General features: G+C 50.0%; 15 protein-coding genes. 5 read left to right on the forward strand and 10 right to left on the reverse strand.

The window, feature by feature from the left end; all coding sequences use genetic code 11:
- Positions 1-269: 269 nt before the first annotated feature.
- The 7 genes from ACQKPA_RS11825 to ACQKPA_RS11855 all read right to left on the reverse strand — a co-directional run bounded on the left by ACQKPA_RS11825 (position 270) and on the right by ACQKPA_RS11855 (position 7,292).
- Entirely contained in the window at positions 270-989 is a 720-nt protein-coding gene (locus ACQKPA_RS11825) for a glycerophosphodiester phosphodiesterase (protein ID WP_427492381.1), read from the reverse strand.
- Between the two features lie 245 nt (positions 990-1,234).
- Entirely contained in the window at positions 1,235-2,095 is an 861-nt protein-coding gene (locus ACQKPA_RS11830; RefSeq protein WP_427492383.1) for a carbohydrate ABC transporter permease, read from the reverse strand.
- A complete protein-coding gene (locus tag ACQKPA_RS11835; RefSeq protein WP_374198218.1) occupies positions 2,085-3,041 on the reverse strand; it encodes a carbohydrate ABC transporter permease in 957 nt (318 codons plus the stop codon). The genes ACQKPA_RS11830 and ACQKPA_RS11835 overlap by 11 nt, the downstream gene beginning before the upstream one ends.
- Complete coding sequence (locus tag ACQKPA_RS11840) at positions 3,041-4,378, reverse strand: ABC transporter substrate-binding protein (protein WP_427492385.1); 1,338 nt, start codon at positions 4,376-4,378, stop codon at positions 3,041-3,043. Before ACQKPA_RS11840 ends, ACQKPA_RS11835 begins: the two co-directional genes overlap by 1 nt.
- Positions 4,379-4,678: 300 nt before the next feature.
- Complete coding sequence (locus tag ACQKPA_RS11845) at positions 4,679-5,233, reverse strand: glycerol-3-phosphate responsive antiterminator (RefSeq protein WP_427492387.1); 555 nt, start codon at positions 5,231-5,233, stop codon at positions 4,679-4,681.
- A gap of 550 nt (positions 5,234-5,783) precedes the next feature.
- A complete protein-coding gene (locus tag ACQKPA_RS11850) occupies positions 5,784-6,254 on the reverse strand; it encodes a DinB family protein (RefSeq protein ID WP_427492389.1) in 471 nt (156 codons plus the stop codon).
- A gap of 294 nt (positions 6,255-6,548) precedes the next feature.
- Complete coding sequence (locus tag ACQKPA_RS11855) at positions 6,549-7,292, reverse strand: helix-turn-helix domain-containing protein (protein ID WP_427492391.1); 744 nt, start codon at positions 7,290-7,292, stop codon at positions 6,549-6,551.
- Between the two features lie 111 nt (positions 7,293-7,403).
- Here ACQKPA_RS11855 and ACQKPA_RS11860 point away from each other — a divergent pair, with 111 nt between their 5' ends.
- Both ACQKPA_RS11860 and pgmB read left to right on the forward strand, forming a co-directional pair.
- Positions 7,404-9,692: a glycoside hydrolase family 65 protein gene (locus tag ACQKPA_RS11860; protein ID WP_427492393.1), complete on the forward strand. Its 2,289-nt coding sequence runs from the start codon at positions 7,404-7,406 to the stop codon at positions 9,690-9,692.
- A gap of 215 nt (positions 9,693-9,907) precedes the next feature.
- The gene (pgmB, locus tag ACQKPA_RS11865) at positions 9,908-10,588 is read left to right on the forward strand and encodes a beta-phosphoglucomutase (RefSeq protein ID WP_427492396.1); all 681 of its coding nucleotides are present in this window, start codon (positions 9,908-9,910) and stop codon (positions 10,586-10,588) included.
- Positions 10,589-10,908: 320 nt separating this feature from the next.
- On the opposite strand, the gene ACQKPA_RS11870 is transcribed toward pgmB, so the two are convergent.
- Positions 10,909-11,217 carry a hypothetical protein gene (locus tag ACQKPA_RS11870; protein WP_427492398.1) on the reverse strand — a complete coding sequence of 103 codons (309 nt, stop codon included), beginning with the start codon at positions 11,215-11,217 and terminating at the stop codon, positions 10,909-10,911.
- Between the two features lie 241 nt (positions 11,218-11,458).
- Between ACQKPA_RS11870 and ACQKPA_RS11875 the strand changes: the two genes are divergently transcribed.
- The 3 genes from ACQKPA_RS11875 to ACQKPA_RS11885 all read left to right on the forward strand — a co-directional run bounded on the left by ACQKPA_RS11875 (position 11,459) and on the right by ACQKPA_RS11885 (position 14,251).
- The gene (locus ACQKPA_RS11875) at positions 11,459-12,346 is read left to right on the forward strand and encodes a sigma-70 family RNA polymerase sigma factor (RefSeq protein ID WP_427492400.1); all 888 of its coding nucleotides are present in this window, start codon (positions 11,459-11,461) and stop codon (positions 12,344-12,346) included.
- 407 nt (positions 12,347-12,753) lie between these two features.
- Positions 12,754-13,716 carry a phosphotransferase enzyme family protein gene (locus ACQKPA_RS11880; protein WP_427492402.1) on the forward strand — a complete coding sequence of 321 codons (963 nt, stop codon included), beginning with the start codon at positions 12,754-12,756 and terminating at the stop codon, positions 13,714-13,716.
- A gap of 25 nt (positions 13,717-13,741) precedes the next feature.
- Positions 13,742-14,251: a hypothetical protein gene (locus ACQKPA_RS11885; protein WP_427492404.1), complete on the forward strand. Its 510-nt coding sequence runs from the start codon at positions 13,742-13,744 to the stop codon at positions 14,249-14,251.
- Between the two features lie 133 nt (positions 14,252-14,384).
- Here ACQKPA_RS11885 and ACQKPA_RS11890 read toward each other — a convergent pair whose 3' ends face one another.
- The gene (locus tag ACQKPA_RS11890) at positions 14,385-15,491 is read right to left on the reverse strand and encodes a GIY-YIG nuclease family protein (RefSeq protein WP_427492406.1); all 1,107 of its coding nucleotides are present in this window, start codon (positions 15,489-15,491) and stop codon (positions 14,385-14,387) included.
- A 275-nt stretch (positions 15,492-15,766) separates the two neighbouring features.
- Entirely contained in the window at positions 15,767-16,711 is a 945-nt protein-coding gene (locus tag ACQKPA_RS11895; protein ID WP_427492408.1) for a helix-turn-helix transcriptional regulator, read from the reverse strand.
- Between the last annotated feature and the right edge of the window lie 143 nt (positions 16,712-16,854).

A 16,854-nucleotide genomic window follows, 5' to 3' on the forward strand; every position in this document is an offset into this window, starting at 1 on the left:
ACTGAAAATTTTCAATTAATTTTCAAATTCGTCCATCCTGATAAAGCCCGCGGCGTTTTCCGCTGCCATAAGCAGCCGAAACAAGCAGGATATCCAACATTTCGGCCATTCATTATAAAAGGATCCGCCCCTAACTCGCGACTGGGGCAGATCCTTTTTCTATGCACATGCCGATCTCAGGTTCGCCTTGCTTCGAAAGATCCCTGGCATTTCCTAAATGCAAGTGTCCTGTTAGGTCACTCCGCTACGCGCATCAGTCTCTGACAACACTAGGCATTCAGTGCAATCTTTTCTTTGTACACTCTGGCCCAGCCCTCCAGATTGTTCGTTACGATCAAGAGTTCAGGATACTGGGCAAGGGATGCCAATACCGCCTCGTCATCCGGCGTCCAAACGATAAGCTGGATCCCCCGCTTTCGCGCTTCCTCCATAAACGAAGGGGTCACGTATACATATTTGACGGACACATAGCGAGCTCCGATCTGTTCCAGATAAGGAAAGACCGATGGCGTCGCCCCATAAATCACAAGCCCCAGCTCGATGTCAGGATCAAGCGTGCGAGCCCGTTCAATGGAATAGTGATCGAAGGAGGTCAGGAATACCTGCTTCCCCATGCCTGTATCCTTGATCACGTCAATGACCTTCTGTTCCAGCCCGGGGTAGGTGTCGCCCATCTGCTTCAGCTCGATATCAACAATCATCCGATCCTTGGCAAAAAGCAGCGCTTCCTCCAGCGTGGGGATGACTTCCTCCTGGCCTGCATCCAGCTTGCGTATTTCCTCCAGCGTGAAGGCATTGATCGCTCCGGTTCCGTTGGTTGTCCGGTTAACCGTGGGATCATGAATCACAACGGGCACGCCGTCCTTTGTCAGCTGGACATCCAGCTCCAGGTGCGAGAAGCCAAGCTCCAGTGCTTTCCGAAAGCCCAGCATCGTGTTCTCCGGATATTTCAGCGGATACCCTCTATGGGCCAATCCCCGTACTTCCATGTGCCATTCCCTCCATAATATAAGTCGATTGACGGCCTCCATCACACTGTTGCCACAAGAGGGCGAACTTACGTGATCGAATCGCCGTTTGAAGCTCTATAGGACTGTTCGCCATGAACTTTCCGATCCCTGCTGTTTGCAGCAGATCATAACCTTCAGGAGAAAACAAAGAGACGGTATGGCGGTGTATCCTTACCCACCGTTTCCACACCGTCTAGAATACCTGCTTAATCACGGTTATACGGTTATTTAAAAGTCGAATTCGCCATCGCGGCCACGATATGCTTCTGCATGACCGTAAAGACCAGCACGATCGGGATAATCGCCATGACGCTGGACGCCATAATGACATTGAAGAACATCGCTTCATTTCCGGCGATGGAATCCCGCAGCATCGCAATACCGACCGTAAGCACGCGCATGTCGTTGTTGTTGGTCATGATCAGCGGCCAGAAATACGAGTTCCAGGACGAAATGAAGATCAACACGCCCATGGTGACGATCGTTGGCATCGCCATCGGGAACAACAGCTTGTACAGAATGGAGAAACGACCCGCTCCATCCACGCGTGCCGCTTCCAGCACGTCATTGTTAATCGATTTGAACGCCTGCCGCAGCAGGAATATCGCATAGGCGGACGCCCCGTGAGGCACGATGAGCGCCCAGAAGGTATTCAGCCAGTCGAGCTTGGACATCATGACGTACACGGGAACGAAAATCACCTGTTCCGGCACGATCAACGCGGCAAGCACCAACAGAAACAACGCGTCTCGTCCCCAGAACTTCCCCTTCGCGAATGCATAAGCGGCCATGAGCGCCACGTTCAGCTGCAGAATAATCGTTCCGACAGCCATCAGCAGCGTGTTGCCGAAAAATCGTGCATACGGGATAACCCGGAAGGCTTCGGCAAAGTTCTGCCAGGCAAAGGTTTCCGGCCAGAATGTAGGAACGGCCATCCGCATCTCAGACTGCGTCTTGAGTGCGCTGATCAGCAGCCAATACACCGGAAAGAACATGACAAAGGTCACGATCACAGCCCCGATCACACGGAGCGTCATCATGGTCTTTCGGTTCTTGGCGGATCCAGCCATATAATTATCCTTCATAGTGCACCTTCTTCCTGCTGACCACCCATTGTACCAATGTTAACAGCAATATGATTACAAACAGAATCATGACAAGCGCCGAGGCTCTTCCTGTTTTGAATTCATCAAAGGCCATCGTATAAATCCAGTACACGATCGCATTCGTTGCCTTGAGCGGACCGCCGCCCGTCATGACGTCGATCGACTGGAACACCTGCATGGAGGAGATAAAGCTGGTGATGACCAAAAACAGGGTCATAGGCGACAAGAGCGGCAGCGTAATGTTGCGGAACTGCCGGAACTTGCTGGCTCCATCAATAGAGGCCGCCTCATAATACTCGGCAGGAATCCCGCGCATGCCTGCAATAAAGAGGATCATCGCAAATCCAACGCCCTTCCAGACCGAAACGGCAACCAGCGCCGGCAATGCCGTCGAAGGGTTGGTCAGCCATTCGACCGGCTCCATGCCGAACCAGGACACAATGGAATTCAATAGCCCGTATTGTCCATTGTAAATCCATGTAAATACCATGGCCGCGACAACCATTGAGATGTAATAGGGCATAAAAATGACACCGCGCATGAATCCGAACAACCGTGACGACGACACGTTGAGCAGCAACGCCAGCAGCAGTCCGATGACAAGCGTGAATACAACGTCCATGACGGTATACAAGAAAGTGACCTTCAAGGAGTGATAGAAATCCGAGTTCGACAGCAAGCGCGTATAGTTATCAACACCTACGAACTTCTTTACGGGCCGCGTCATGTTCCAGTTCGTAAAGCTAATGTACACGGAATAGCCCAGGGGATAATACAAAAACACGCCCATGAATAACAACGCCGGAACCGCGAACGAAAAGTCCTTCCACTTCTCGATCAACGTATGAGACATCCGTTTAGAGACCGAAGCGGTCGCCCGATTGGACGCCGCCTTTGTCACTTGTTTATTGGTCTCCATAGGCATTACTCATAGTCAGCCAGAATATCGTTGATCTTCTTGGCTGCATCCTGCATAAGTGGTATAGGATCTTTTTTGTTTAATACCATTTCCCCTACGACTTCTTTGTAAACTTCGCTGAATTCAGGGTAAGCCGGGTGCTGCAGGCGCGGCGTTACTTCGTCGAAATGCTCGTATACCGCTCTGTATTGCGGCCATCTTTCGAAATATTGATCGCCCTCCTCAGACTCGATTGCGGATTTTCTTGTCGGCAGGTATCCAACGGATTCAGCCCACTTAATGTTTTGCTCCGCCGAAGTCATGAACTCGATGAATTTCCAAGCCGCTTCTTTCTCCAGATCCTCGGCACCGTCCATCATGACGATCCCCGCCCCGCCAATATTGGAGGTCCGCACTTTATCGCCAGGGATAAAGGATACCCCAACCTCAAAGTCCGCATTCTCGCGGTACATCTTGAGCAAAGCCGATGAATGCTGCACCATCGCGATTTCGCCGTTCAGGAACATCTGGCGCATATTGTCGGAAGCTCCTTTGCCGAAGCCCATATGCATACTGCCTTCATTTTGCCACTTGTAGAAGTTCTGGAGATAACGAAGCGACTCTTCATTCTCAACGGCCGAAGCACTCAGGTCCTCGGTCAGGATTTGTCCGCCGCCGTTAATGTTCCACGGGTCATAGTACCATGTGTCCCATCCTGGAACGGAGAAAGCATAACGGGTCGTTTTGTCGCCTTCTTTTTTCGTAACCTTTGCATTGAAATCCTCGATTTCGTCCCACTTCGCAGGAGGCTCTACACCCAACTCATCCAGCATCGTTTTGTTGTAGACGAATACGCTGGTGCTCACGATAAGAGGAAATCCGAATTGTTTGCCGTTATATGCGTAGGCGTTCAACATCCCTTTAGCAAAATCGTCCATCTTCACTTCATCGCGCTTAATCCATGGGCCCAAATCAGAGAACACTCCGCTGTCCGCAAAGTTTGGCAAGGACGCAACTTCAACGTTCGTTACAGCCGGCACGTCATTCGCAGCCACTGCAGCCGATAATTTTTTGTGAAGATCAGGATAGCCGCCCTGGAACACCGGCTCTACCGTAATATGCGGGTACTTCTTATGGAACTCTGCGATCATGTAGTTCAAGCCTTCCAGTTGAGCATCCGCGTGGGCATGCCAGTACTGGATTTTGACAGGCGTTGTATCATTCTTCATATCCATCGAAGCGGCTTCCACATCGTCAAGCGAAACCTCTCCTCCGGCACTTTCACTTCCACCGCCGCCTCCACAAGCCGTGGTAATAACCATAAATATGGTCAGTAACATTAACAACCATGATTTCTTTTTCATAGATGATCTATTGTCCCCTTTCGAATCTACTCATCATTCATCTTCATCACTGCTGTCTATCCACTTCAACAAAATGGCCGGTTCAACGGCACGCGGATCCTAAAGGAATGAGGGAAATCTCCCCGCCAATCAACCCGTCTACCCCTTAAAAAGCGCACAAAAATAGAGACGTCAAAAAGAGCGCAACCTAAGAGCCACCACCTCCTATAAAAGCTAAAGTAGCTGCTACTCGGGTTATCTCATCGTCTCCACCCCTAGCAAATATGTAATTATAGTTAATCCATCACCGTACAGGGAACCTTACGTCCAAAAACGCGTATCTCCTGTAGATACGAGGTCTGCACCGTTTGCCAGCGCCTCATCGATATCTTCCTCGCTTCGTAAAAAACCTCCCACAATAAGCGGACAGTGAATTTCCTTCTTCAGGTCGCGGATGACGCGGGGCATGAGACCCGGCATTAATTCCACCTCATCCGGACGGGCTTGTCCGATCATTTTCACTGCGGTCCTTAAAGCTGTCGTATCAATGGCAAACACTCGCTGTATTGAGCTAATGCCCGCTTGGCGCGAAGCCAATACCGTATTCGTCTTCGTCGTAATGATCCCGTCGATCTTGTACGAATCGGCCAAATACTGTACAGCCGAATGATCCCGGCCAATGCCGCTTACCATCTCCAGATGAACAAACACTTTTTTGCCTGAGGAGTGAAGTCGATTCACGATATCCCTGAGTTTCAAGATATCGCCTGTCATCAGGTTCACCCGTTCCACCGTGCTGTTCACAGCCGCATCGATCTGTTCCAGCTTGGTAATCGAAGCGATTACGGGAAGACGCCGTGTCCTTTGATCTGCCATAAGTGCGTGTCCCCCTTTTACCGAACACTCTTATGGTAAGGCGATAAGATCATGACAGTATTAAAGATATGTAAAATCTGTGTTAACGGCACTCATCAAGGCTTCGATACATCATGTATACGCTTACCATTCTGTTAACAGATTCTGCTATGTCCCCTGGTTTGGCGGATTCCCCCTAGACTTAGGATCATTCGATTCAGCGAAGATACGGATAGCGCTTTCAAAATAGCTTGCCAAGCTATTTAATATCTATCATAGAGGAATGATTTAGCCGTAGTCTATAGCGAAATTTGTATTATTTTGTCGAATTCAAAAGAATATCAGCTCAATGTAACAAATATCATGGCGCGAACGACGATTTCATGATACTGCAAGAAACAAAAGACCCGAATCCCGGAAGCGAATTCGAGTCCATGTAAACTTAATCTATGGTTAATCTCTGCACTATCTCGCTTCGAAGCATTTCCGGACCGGCAACAACCGCTCTATGTTGCGGATTACGTCCCGACCGTTGCCCGGTCCAGCCTTGATCTCCTCTTCCGGGCGATGGCTATTCAAATAACGGAACCTTCGGATCCTTCCCGTTACAATGAACCAGCATCGCATGCAGTTGTCCTCGATGGTGATACAGATGGGCGACGATTTCAAGCAGCCATTCATACCTTGAATAGGTGACGCCCCAGTAGGAAGTCGTCTCTTGATGGAGCTCTTCTTCCGTCATGTCTCTGTATGCCTGCTCCAAATGTGAATAGCTGCTTAACAATTCGGCCTGTATATCCTTCAGGTTATTTAACGACACGCCCTCATAATAAGCGTCCATCTCCTCTTGTGTGGCCCCGCCCGATATGTAAAAATCAGCCCGGCAGATCACTGCAATATGCTTAAGCAGCTCTCCAACGGAATGCTTGTCTTCTGTCGGTTGAACGAGCAAATCCGATTCATCCAGCCTGTCGATAATCGCAACAACAGAGATGACAGCCACCTCGATTTGATGCAATGCATATGTACAATAGGAATTCATAGGTTCTCTCCAATCTGGTAATGTATAAAACACTAATAGGTTCAAACTCGCTTCATCATTATAGAACATACGTTCCTAATATTTCAACAAAAAACAACCTGATCTTAAAAGCTAAGAGACAGGTTGTTCCGCCATACATCGTATGACCGATCAGCCAACGAGATGAAATCCGGTTGCATTCTCAAGAACTGACGCCGCAATCGGTTTTTTCTCCAGACTTAAGTGCAGCATTTTCTGATTTAATTTCTTCATGGGTGTTGTCGCTCTCTTCTCGTTGCTAGATATAATCGTCCTTTATCGCGCCGTCCCGCTGATCCGGAATTTCCTCGGCGTCATCCCCGTAAAATTCTTGAATAATTGCGTATAATAACTCTGACTGCAGAATTTGAACGTAAACGCGATTTCCGATATCGACTGATTCGTGTTGGCCAGCAAATGCTTGGACTCCTCAATCTTCCGCCGATTTATAAAGGTTGTAATGAGTACACCCGTCTCCCGCTTAAAACGGTCGGACAAATAGCTTGGGTGGACTTTCAAATACTCCGCAACCCTCTGCAGGGACAGCTCCTCGAAAATATGCTCCCGGATGTAATAGATCGCCAGGTTCACAATGTGAGAGTACGACACGTCTTCCTTCTCGGAGCGAATCATCGACACAAACTGCACCAGCATCTCATATTCAAAATGAACCAGCCGCTCCACATCGGTCATTTTCTCAATCTCAAGGATCATCGTATCACTTAAATGAAAAGCAATCTCAGGGTCTACGCCGCCTTTGATTATCGCCCGGGTAAATAAGGTACAGGACGCAATCAGGGCATTCTTCTTCGAACGAAGCGGATACGTCGCAAGCACAGCTGCTTCCAGCTCGTTAATCTTACGAAGCATATCCATGGCTCTATTCTCATCGCCGAAGCGGATCGCTTCCAGCAGTTCGTGCTCATAATCAAACGGGGGATGGATAAAATTCTCGCGCAAATAATGCATACGGGAGGACAGATAAAACGGACGGTTTCCCGAGCGTGAAGGCCCTTTCATTATTTCCACACCACCTAAAAATATTGATAAAAACCTTGATATTTTAGTATAACATAACCCCGATTGGCTCTAAAATTCAAGCATAACCATGCTAGGAAGGAAGTGTAGAACATGACCTGGAATATATCAAATCCTGATTTGTCGCAGCAAGCCCTGCTGAATATGGAAAGTATTTTTGCACTTGGAAACGGTTACCTGGGTGTACGCGGCAATTTCGAAGAAGGCTACGGAGAGAGCATGTCCACCATCCGCGGTACCTACCTGAACGCTTTCCACGACGTGATTGAAATCCCTTACGGCGAGAAGCTCTTCGCCTTTCCTGATACACAGCAAAAACTCGTTAACAATATTGATGCCCAAACGGTCCTGATCTATCTAGGCGACGAAAAAGAACCTTTCCGCCTCGATCATGGAACGATCACTGCCCATGAACGCCGCTTGCATATGGACAAGGGGTATTCCGAACGCATCGTGCAGTGGAAATCGCCCGAAGGAAAAGAGATCAAGCTGACTTTCCGCCGTCTGGTGTCCTTCGCGCACCGGGAGCTGTTCGCCATCGACGTACGGATCGAGCCGATCAATTTCAACGGCCAGGTTCGCATCGTTTCCACCGTCAACGGCAAAGTGAAGAACTATACCAATGCCAACGATCCCCGGGTAGGCGCAGGGCATGCGGAACGGATGACCGTCATCGATGCAGGCGTCAAGGGCAGCGATGCCTATGTCGTTGACGAGACGATGGCGTCCAAACTGCGTGCAGCTTGCGTGACCCGTCACCGCTTGGATGCCGATGCGGACATTCGGCTCGAATCCGGAACCGGAGAAGTTACCTTCACCGCTGTCCTTCCATTGACCGGACCGATCCAGTTTACGAAATACAATCTGTATACCGACAGTCTTCGTCACGGGCAAGACATGATCGAACGTGGAATCCAGCTGCAGGAGGAGTTGAAGGATACTTCGTTCGAGGACTTGCTTGCCGAGCAGGCCGAGTATCTGAACGACTACTGGAAATCGGCCGACGTCGTGATTCAGAACGATGACCAGCTCCAGGAAGGCATCCGCTTCAATCTATTCCAGCTGCTGCAATCCGCCGGTCGGGACAAGCACAGCAACATTTCCGCCAAAGGACTGAGCGGTGAAGGTTATGAAGGCCACTATTTCTGGGACACGGAGATTTACATGTTCCCGGTATTCCTGATGACGCAGCCGGACATTGCGCGCCAGCTGCTGCTGTATCGCTATTCCACGCTGGAGCAGGCGAGAGGCAGAGCGCGGGAAATGGGACACCGGCAAGGCGCGCTGTTCCCGTGGCGCACGATCTCGGGAACGGAATGCTCGTCCTTCTTCCCTTCGGGAACGGCGCAATACCATATCAGCGCAGACATCGCATACAGCTATATTCAATACTATCTCGCCGAACAGGACCGGGATTTCCTCTTGTCCTACGGGGCGGAGGTGCTGATCGAAACCGCCCGCCTGTGGGTCGACATCGGCCACTATTATAACGGCGCCTTCCATATCGATGAGGTGACGGGGCCGGATGAATATACATGCTGCGTGAATAACAACTATTACACGAACGTCATGGCAAAGCATAACCTGAAATGGGCCGCCAAGAGCTGCGCCATTCTGGATTCCTATGATGCCCAAGGCTTCAAAGCCCTGTGTGAGCGGCTCGGCGTAACCGCGAATGAAATTTCGGCTTGGGCGAAAGCGGCGGACGCCATGCTGCTCCCATATGATGAGGCACTTGGCATTAACCCACAGGACGATACGTTCCTCCGCAAAGCGGTATGGGATTTCGAGAACACGCCGGAGGACAAATATCCGCTGCTGCTGAACTATCACCCGCTCACCATTTACCGTTATCAGGTGTGCAAACAAGCGGATACGGTGCTCGCCCACTTCCTGCTGGAAGACGAGCAAAGCTTGGAAACGATTCAGCGTTCGTACGACTACTATGAAGGTATCACGACGCATGATTCGTCGCTGTCCTCCTGCATCTTCAGCATCATGGCCTCGAAGATCGGGAATATGGACAAAGCGTATGAGTATTTCATCGAGACGTCTCGCCTGGACCTGGACAATACGCACGGCAACACGAAGGACGGCCTGCACATGGCCAACATGGGCGGCACCTGGATGTCCATCGTCTACGGCTTTGCCGGCATGCGCCTGAAGGAAAGCGGACTATCCCTCTCCCCGGCCATTCCGAAGGACTGGGAGAAGTATGCGTTCCGCCTGAACTTCCGCGGCCGCCTCATCGGCGTATCCATCGAGAAGGGCGGCGTGACCTTGGAGATCGTCGAAGGCGAATCCATCGAGATCAAGCTGTACGACGAGGTCGTTATGCTTGAAGCCGGGAAACCTGTGAAACATTCATTGCAGAGCATATAACGATGTTTAGGCCATGAGGCGATTGCCCTCCCTATGCGCAGGGCATCAATCCCGGCTTACGAGGAAAACGATCAATCGACAAAATTTCTGACAAATTTTCCGGCAAATTTCTTATGAAAACAGACTGCGACTAACCGTCATTTTTTCTTGCGATATCAGGAAGGTCCTTATTTCGGGTTTGTACTCTCCGATATCTCAAAAAGGAGCTATAAGATATGAACGAAACACGAAAGCTGAAGGCTGTCATCTTTGACTTGGACGGTGTCATTACCGATACCGCGGAGTATCATTATCAGGCATGGAAAGCCACGGCAACCGAGCTGGGCATTCCCTTCACGAGAGAGTTCAACGAGAATCTCAAAGGCGTATCCCGCATGGATTCCCTGAAGCTCCTGTTAAGTCAGGCGGAGACGCCTGTAAACTATTCCGATGAAGAGCTGGTACAGCTGGCCGACCGCAAAAACAAGCTGTACGTCGAGCTGATCGAAACGATCACACCAGCCGACCTGCTGCCCGGCATTACGGAGTTTGTGGGAGACATCCGGTCGGCCGGCCTGAAGACCGGCATCGCGTCCGCCAGCAAGAACGCCATTGCCGTTTTGACCCGACTTGGCGTCATGGATCAATTCGACGTGATTGTCGACGTAACCAAGCTGAAGAACAACAAGCCGGACCCGGAGATCTTCCTCACCGCTGCTGCAGAGCTTGGCGTAGAGCCTGCCGATTGCATCGGCGTGGAGGATGCCGCATCCGGTGTTGACGCCATCAAGGGCGCCGGCATGTTCGCCGTCGCGATCGGCAACGCCGCGCATTTCCCGCATGCGGATGTTGTGCTGTCCAGCACGGCGGAGCTGGACTTCCGGGAACTGGCGCAGACGTTTGAAGGCAGATCATAGAATTAAAAGAGTGCTCCTGTAGGTGCACCTTTCAGAATGTAGAGAAAAGTGGTTTCTTTGATAAAGTGAAGGAGTATATTTGGGGGGCACAGTGGATTTCTACCGAGAATTCCTCCAAAAAAACACAATCGCCCTTCAGCTTGCCTTCTCGGCAAGTTGGAGGGCGTTTTCTTTATGTTCTTTGTGTGTTTATGGCGCGATAGATCACTGACGTCCTTTTGCAAGGATCCGGAACGTGATACCGAATTTATCCGTTACATTACCGTAAGCGGGGCTGAAGAAACTTGCTTGTAGCGGGTCGTTCACTCGACCACCTAGCTTCAATGCCTCGAAATATTGGATAGCTTTTTCTTTTTCGTCGGTTTGAACAACGATGGTGATTTGCGTTCCCTTCTCGTAGGTGCTTCCAGTGACATTATCGTAATCTGTAGCTCGGAATCGCCAATTTTCAAAACGGCGTAATTCACCCAGTCCTTCTTTTCCAGCGGAAGTGGGGCTTCCGGATTTTCCGGCATGTCTCTGAACCGAAGCATATAAGTGACCTTGGCATCCAACACCTTCACGTATAAATCGATGGCCTCATTCGCGCTTCCGTTCATTTCAAGAAAAGGGATCAAACTCGTACTCACAACGATCATCTCCTTGGTTTAAATGTTTTCAACGGACAACCGATATACTCTTCTTTCACATAGACCGGTTTCCTTTGTCACTAACTATGTCGTAAGTCATAAAGGAAACGTGACAGAAATGGCGAAAAATGTTTGGATAAGAAATTCGAAATAAAAACTGTAGTTTTCGTACAACTCGGTCACATCTGCTGAGTTTCATTCGACATATAAATAAAGAGGAATGAAGGAGGGTATGAGGCGCATGAACGATCACAACTGGCTTGTAGAACAATTCGAGGCGCATCGGAATCACCTGCAGGCGGTGGCTTACCGGATGCTCGGATCTCTGAGCGAAGCGGATGACGCTCTACAGGAGTCATGTATACGTCTTAGTCGCTCAGATACGAGCGGAGTCGAGAATTTTGGAGGATGGTTGACAACAATCGTTTCAAGAGTATGCTTTGATATGCTTCGATCTCGTAAATCGCGTCGCCAGGAGCTTACGATGGTTAGTATACCTGAACCGGTAACTAGCCGCCAAGATGGAAGCGACCCCGAGCACGAAGCGCTGATGGCCGATTCTGTTGGTCTTGCGATGCTCGTGGTCCTTGAAAAATTAAATCCTGCCGAACGCATTGCATTCGTGTTGCACGATATATTCGCCTTATCTTTTTCGGAGATCGCTCCCATTATCGGGCGTAACGAGGCCGCAGCAAGACAATTGGCGAGCCGCGCACGACGCCGGGTTCAGGATGCCGATGCAACTACGGAAACTGCGGAGTTTCAGTGTAAACGGGAGCTTGTCGACGCATTCTTCGCCGCATCGCGCAACGGAAACTTTGAGAAGCTACTTTCGGTATTAGACCCGAATGTCGTACTTCGAAACGACCCCGTATTCGCGCCAGTCGCAAATGCGCCGGTTGTTCGCGGTTCAGAGGCCGTGGCCAAGCTGGCCAAGCAATTCGCCGATCGTGCCCGGAGCATGAAGCCGGTGCTCGTGAACGGATCGGTAGGCGTCATCGCGGGTCCTTTGGATCAACCAATATTCATTCTCGAATTCACGGTTGTGGATCGCAAGATCACCGAGATCGGCATGATTGCCGACCAGGCACGCCTTCGCAGGCTCGACATCGCCGCTTTGAACGATTGATTAGCTGAGGATCTAAGGAACTGCAACAACGCTAAAATAGAACACAAAAGAACAAAAAAACGCACTGTCGAGATCGTAGACAATGCGTTTTTTCTTGCTTTATCAGTAAATGATTCCACTGCATATATCATAACAACACTTGATGAACCAAAATGGGTTGAGACAATGGCTTTAGAAAATACTCCACCCAGTATTGATAATTATAAGGGGAGCGCATTATAAGTTAAAGGGATTATTACCACGTTATCTGCTGCCACACACCCTTTTTCGTGCGCTGTCCCATTTTTTGCAACCACCCGCGATCTTCGTTAGACTGTAGTTGGTAGCGAGTACAGTAACTGAGTACAATAACTTACCGGTATGTAAGCATAAGCATCATATCGAGAATACGATAAAGGGGACTTTCCATGGAACAGGCTGTCTTGGATCAAGGAGCCGAACGGTTCGGCCGAGGTTCTTATTCGCTGAAGGTACTTGGGGGATTCGATCAGAATGTATTTGAATACAACGGTGAAGACGGACGCCGCTTCATCATTAAATTTTTGGACGCAGCCAAATACCGCAAAGCCTCCATCATTCGCGAGCTTACGTGGATGGCCTATCTTGCCGAGCAGGGACTCAACATGGCGGTGTCCATTCGATCGGCCCAGGATCTTCTGATTGAAGAGGTAACCCACGACTCCAAGCGATATTATGTCATTGCTTTTACGAAGGCTCCCGGCAACCCGTTAACGGATTTGACGTCGGATTTTGCGATAGTCAAGCAGTGGGGGCGAGGGATGGGCAAGATGCACAAACTCGGCAAGAAGGACGCCACCGCAGCTTCGCTCGTTCACCGAATGGCCTTTCCCCAGTGGAATGATCATATGATGTTTGCCGATGCGTTCCCGGAGGGTGCCGGCCAAAAGGTACATACCCAATGGAAGCAGTATCTTAAGGAATTGGAGTCCCTTCCGCAGGATCAAGACAGCTACGGCATCGTTCACAATGACTTTCACCATAACAACTTTCATGTACATAACGGGGAGTTAATCTTCTTCGACTTCGGGGATGTCTCGTATCATTGGTTCGCCTACGATATCGCTATTGCCATCTATCATGCGGTGCAGACGGTTCCTGAGAACAGGAAAGCCGAATTTGTGGCCCGATTCTTCGATTCGTTTCTATCCGGCTACCTTGAAGAGAATACGCTGAGCGAGGAATGGATCCAGCGGATCCCGTTGTTCCTCGACTTTCGCAATATCTACTCCTTTGTCTACTTCTCCAAATTCGTTAACTGGAATGAGATGGATGAGCGGACCCGGAAATATCTGTTAACGATGAAAGCGGATATAGAGGCAGGCAAATCGGTTGTAAAGCTGTCTATTTAAATTAGCGAAGGAAGATTGCTCTGCCATGAAAATAAAATCCAAACCTCTCCGCCGGCTCGGATATATGGGCCTGGGGCTGCTCCTCTCGGCCATCATGCTCTACCTACTGTTCCTTCGCCCCACGCCCATCAAGGTGGGTGGATTTACATCCTTTACGGGGGAGAACACCATCATCTTTGAAGTGATCAATAAAGGATTCGCCGATGTGGAGCTGCTGGACGTGCGGGTGAATAATGGCATGAAGCCTACCAAGGCCGAGCTGGGCGTCAGTTATTCCCTTCATCTGGTCGGCGGCGAGGCCCTTGCTGAAGATCCCGATATCGAATTCGTGGATATTCGGGAGCTGCCGATAACCCCCGAGCTAATGCCGGATGAGAAGAGAGCTGCACTCGATCAAGGAACGCGCATTCCGCTTAATTACGGCGTACGTCTTTATAACGATGAGCCCATCACCCGAATTGAAGTAAAATATAAGTATTGGGGGATCACTTTTACGAGAGAGATGCCGATGGGGCGATTTTTCAATAAACCTTAATCCTCATAGATGTGTTGCTGATAGCTTTCCTACGATACAATTTCCGCCCAGCGGGATAACGTCTCCACAACATAGGATTGGAAATTTTTTGGTAAGAAAAAACCGGGCTGCAGCAGCCCGGTTCATAATCCAATTAAGATGATACAACATAATGATTCAAAAAATCCCGCAGTGCAGCCTCCATAGCAAGCTCCCCACCGTCTTCGAGCCATGAATCCTGAAGAACAAGATAGCGGCAGGCGCTGCTCTGCAAATAGCTGTAGATGATTTGTGCAGCATCGATATCTTCCCGGGTAACCTCGGCAGCATCGCATTCCGGATCCCTCGTGAAATAGCTAAGAATCAACGCTTTGACCCTCCACCTCAACGATTCAATGTCCACTGTTGCAGCCACAGAGCATCGCTCGCTGTGCAGCACAACGTTCCCCTTAATCAGAAATAACTTGATCGTATCTTCGTTTAAATGCTCGTAGACAACGATGCTGTGATTCTCTTCGGCGAACTCGATCACATGCCGTTTACTTAAGAGCAAGTTCACCGCCTCCATGCCGTCCCTGTATTTTGCAGCCTGCTCAAAATCGAAACGCTCTGCGGCGTCGAGCATGTTTCGCTCCATTTCATCATATAAACTTCGGTCGTCCCCTTGAAGCAGCGCAATGAATCGATCCATGATTTCATCAAATTGCCGCGCGGTTTCGCCGCCAAGACACTTGCCAAGACAGAGGCCAATCGAATAATTCAAGCAGGGAGTATTTGCCGAAGGAGCGGCAGGTGAATGATTGCAGGCGATTTTACAGCATTCCTTAATCTTTTGCACTGCATGTTCAAGACTATGTCTGCTGGCGGTATAGGGGCCGAAAAAACGAGACCGGTCGTGACCACCTTCATCCAGCGTATCTGTAAATTCCAACCATCGCCAATCTCGCTTTTGCCGCAATACGATATAACTATAACCTAGCGGATTTTTCATCTTGCGGTTATACATCGGCTTTATGTCCTGAATGAGCCTGCATTCCAGCATGAACGCCTCAAACTCCGTGTCGGTGACGATATGCTCCAGGTCTTTGACATGCTGAACCAGCTTCTTTACTTTTGGGGAGTGCGATTTATTGTTGTAAAAATACGATTGTACTCTCTTCTTGAGACTTTTGGATTTGCCAACGTAAATGACCGTTCCCCGCGAATCTCTCATGAGATATACGCCCGGCGACAGCGGCAGCTCTTGTATTTTTGTTTTCATTTTGACTGTCGATCCTCTCAACGAATCTATTAAACATGGCGTTTTCGTTCACTTCCAAGATACCATATGCACACCAAAAAGCACCACAGTCACGGGCTGATCCAGCTTGATGAACGTGGTGCTCTATTAGGGACTAAGGCTACAGCCTCTATTATCCCCTTCTCGCATAGGGTGAATTGGTTGTCATGCTCCCGCACCCGACTGGCAGCCCCAAAATAACAGTTGCGCGAATAGGCGCAGCGGCAAGCGCTGCGAAGATAGGATAGATGACCAACTCAGATGCCTCCGTACGTCTTCACCACCTGCTCCGCATACTTCTTTACACGTTCGGCCACAAAGGACGGCTCCACGATGTACAAATCCGGTCCATAGCCGAGCAGCATGCCGTACAGCCAATGATTGTCCGGATAGGTGACCCGAACCAGCAGCGTTCCGTCCTCTTGGATCTGCACATGCTGAAGTCCGAACGCCTCCTCCACCTGCACCCGAACCCGTGGCCGGAAGCGCAGCACAAGATCCACGCCGGGGCCTGTTTCCTGGTTGCCCCATCTGGCATCCAATTGGGCTAGCGTCATCCCCCGATCCATGAATGTCTCGATATGAATGCGCAGCTCACTCATGCGGGAGATGCGGAAGGTCCGGTAATCTTCCCGAAGCCTGCAGTATGCATACAGATACCAGGCATAGCCTTTCCAGGCCAGACCAATCGGCTCCACGATGCGGTGCTCGGCATCGCCCGCCGTATTCGTATACAGAAACGTGGTGACCGTCCGGTTTCTGGCTGCTTGGCGGAGCGTGGTGAGGATAGACTTGTCCGATATTCCCCCGCCATGCCACAGATTGGTATCGAAGAGCAGCGTATCTCCGGTCTCCTCCATCTGATACTGATCGGCCCGTTTAACCAGCGCCTTGATTTTGGTCAGCAGCGTTTCCATCTCCTGATCATCCAGGGAAGATTGCACACCTTTGAGCGCTACCAATATAGACTGCAAATCCTCAAATGTGACAAGCTGTCTCTCAATACGGAACTGCTCCATAATCTCATAGCCGCCGTCCGCTCCGGTATAGGACACGATGGGAATGCCGGCACCGTTAATGGTCTCCATATCGCGATATATGGTACGCAGCGAAACCTCGAATTTCTCAGCCAGCATGGTGGCACTCACCCTCCGCTGACTAAGCAGCATCATGGTGATCGCAAGCAAGCGCTCAATCTTCATCCGCATTTGACCTCCATTCATGTGATTTGGCAGAGCATCTATTGCTCTCCGTTATACGCAGTCCTTATTGTAAAAGCAGAGATGGCCATATGTTCCCTAAGGCGTTATCAATTGCAATGCGGGCCACGTCAATCCCTTCCAGT

Source organism: Paenibacillus sp. NPDC093718 (assembly GCF_050279985.1).
Lineage (GTDB): Bacteria > Bacillota > Bacilli > Paenibacillales > Paenibacillaceae > Paenibacillus_AQ.

Excerpts from the sequence above, each read along its gene's own strand:
- ACQKPA_RS11825 (WP_427492381.1), bottom strand. The coding sequence starts at position 989 with ATGGAAGTACGGGGATTGGCCCATAGAGGGTATCCGCTGAAATATCCG.
- ACQKPA_RS11830 (WP_427492383.1), bottom strand. The coding sequence starts at position 2,095 with ATGAAGGATAATTATATGGCTGGATCCGCCAAGAACCGAAAGACCATG.
- ACQKPA_RS11835 (WP_374198218.1), bottom strand. The coding sequence starts at position 3,041 with ATGCCTATGGAGACCAATAAACAAGTGACAAAGGCGGCGTCCAATCGG.
- ACQKPA_RS11840 (WP_427492385.1), bottom strand. The coding sequence starts at position 4,378 with ATGAAAAAGAAATCATGGTTGTTAATGTTACTGACCATATTTATGGTT.
- ACQKPA_RS11845 (WP_427492387.1), bottom strand. The coding sequence starts at position 5,233 with ATGGCAGATCAAAGGACACGGCGTCTTCCCGTAATCGCTTCGATTACC.
- ACQKPA_RS11850 (WP_427492389.1), bottom strand. The coding sequence starts at position 6,254 with ATGAATTCCTATTGTACATATGCATTGCATCAAATCGAGGTGGCTGTC.
- ACQKPA_RS11855 (WP_427492391.1), bottom strand. The coding sequence starts at position 7,292 with ATGAAAGGGCCTTCACGCTCGGGAAACCGTCCGTTTTATCTGTCCTCC.
- ACQKPA_RS11860 (WP_427492393.1), top strand. The coding sequence starts at position 7,404 with ATGACCTGGAATATATCAAATCCTGATTTGTCGCAGCAAGCCCTGCTG.
- pgmB (WP_427492396.1), top strand. The coding sequence starts at position 9,908 with ATGAACGAAACACGAAAGCTGAAGGCTGTCATCTTTGACTTGGACGGT.
- ACQKPA_RS11875 (WP_427492400.1), top strand. The coding sequence starts at position 11,459 with ATGAACGATCACAACTGGCTTGTAGAACAATTCGAGGCGCATCGGAAT.
- ACQKPA_RS11880 (WP_427492402.1), top strand. The coding sequence starts at position 12,754 with ATGGAACAGGCTGTCTTGGATCAAGGAGCCGAACGGTTCGGCCGAGGT.
- ACQKPA_RS11885 (WP_427492404.1), top strand. The coding sequence starts at position 13,742 with ATGAAAATAAAATCCAAACCTCTCCGCCGGCTCGGATATATGGGCCTG.
- ACQKPA_RS11890 (WP_427492406.1), bottom strand. The coding sequence starts at position 15,491 with ATGAAAACAAAAATACAAGAGCTGCCGCTGTCGCCGGGCGTATATCTC.
- ACQKPA_RS11895 (WP_427492408.1), bottom strand. The coding sequence starts at position 16,711 with ATGAAGATTGAGCGCTTGCTTGCGATCACCATGATGCTGCTTAGTCAG.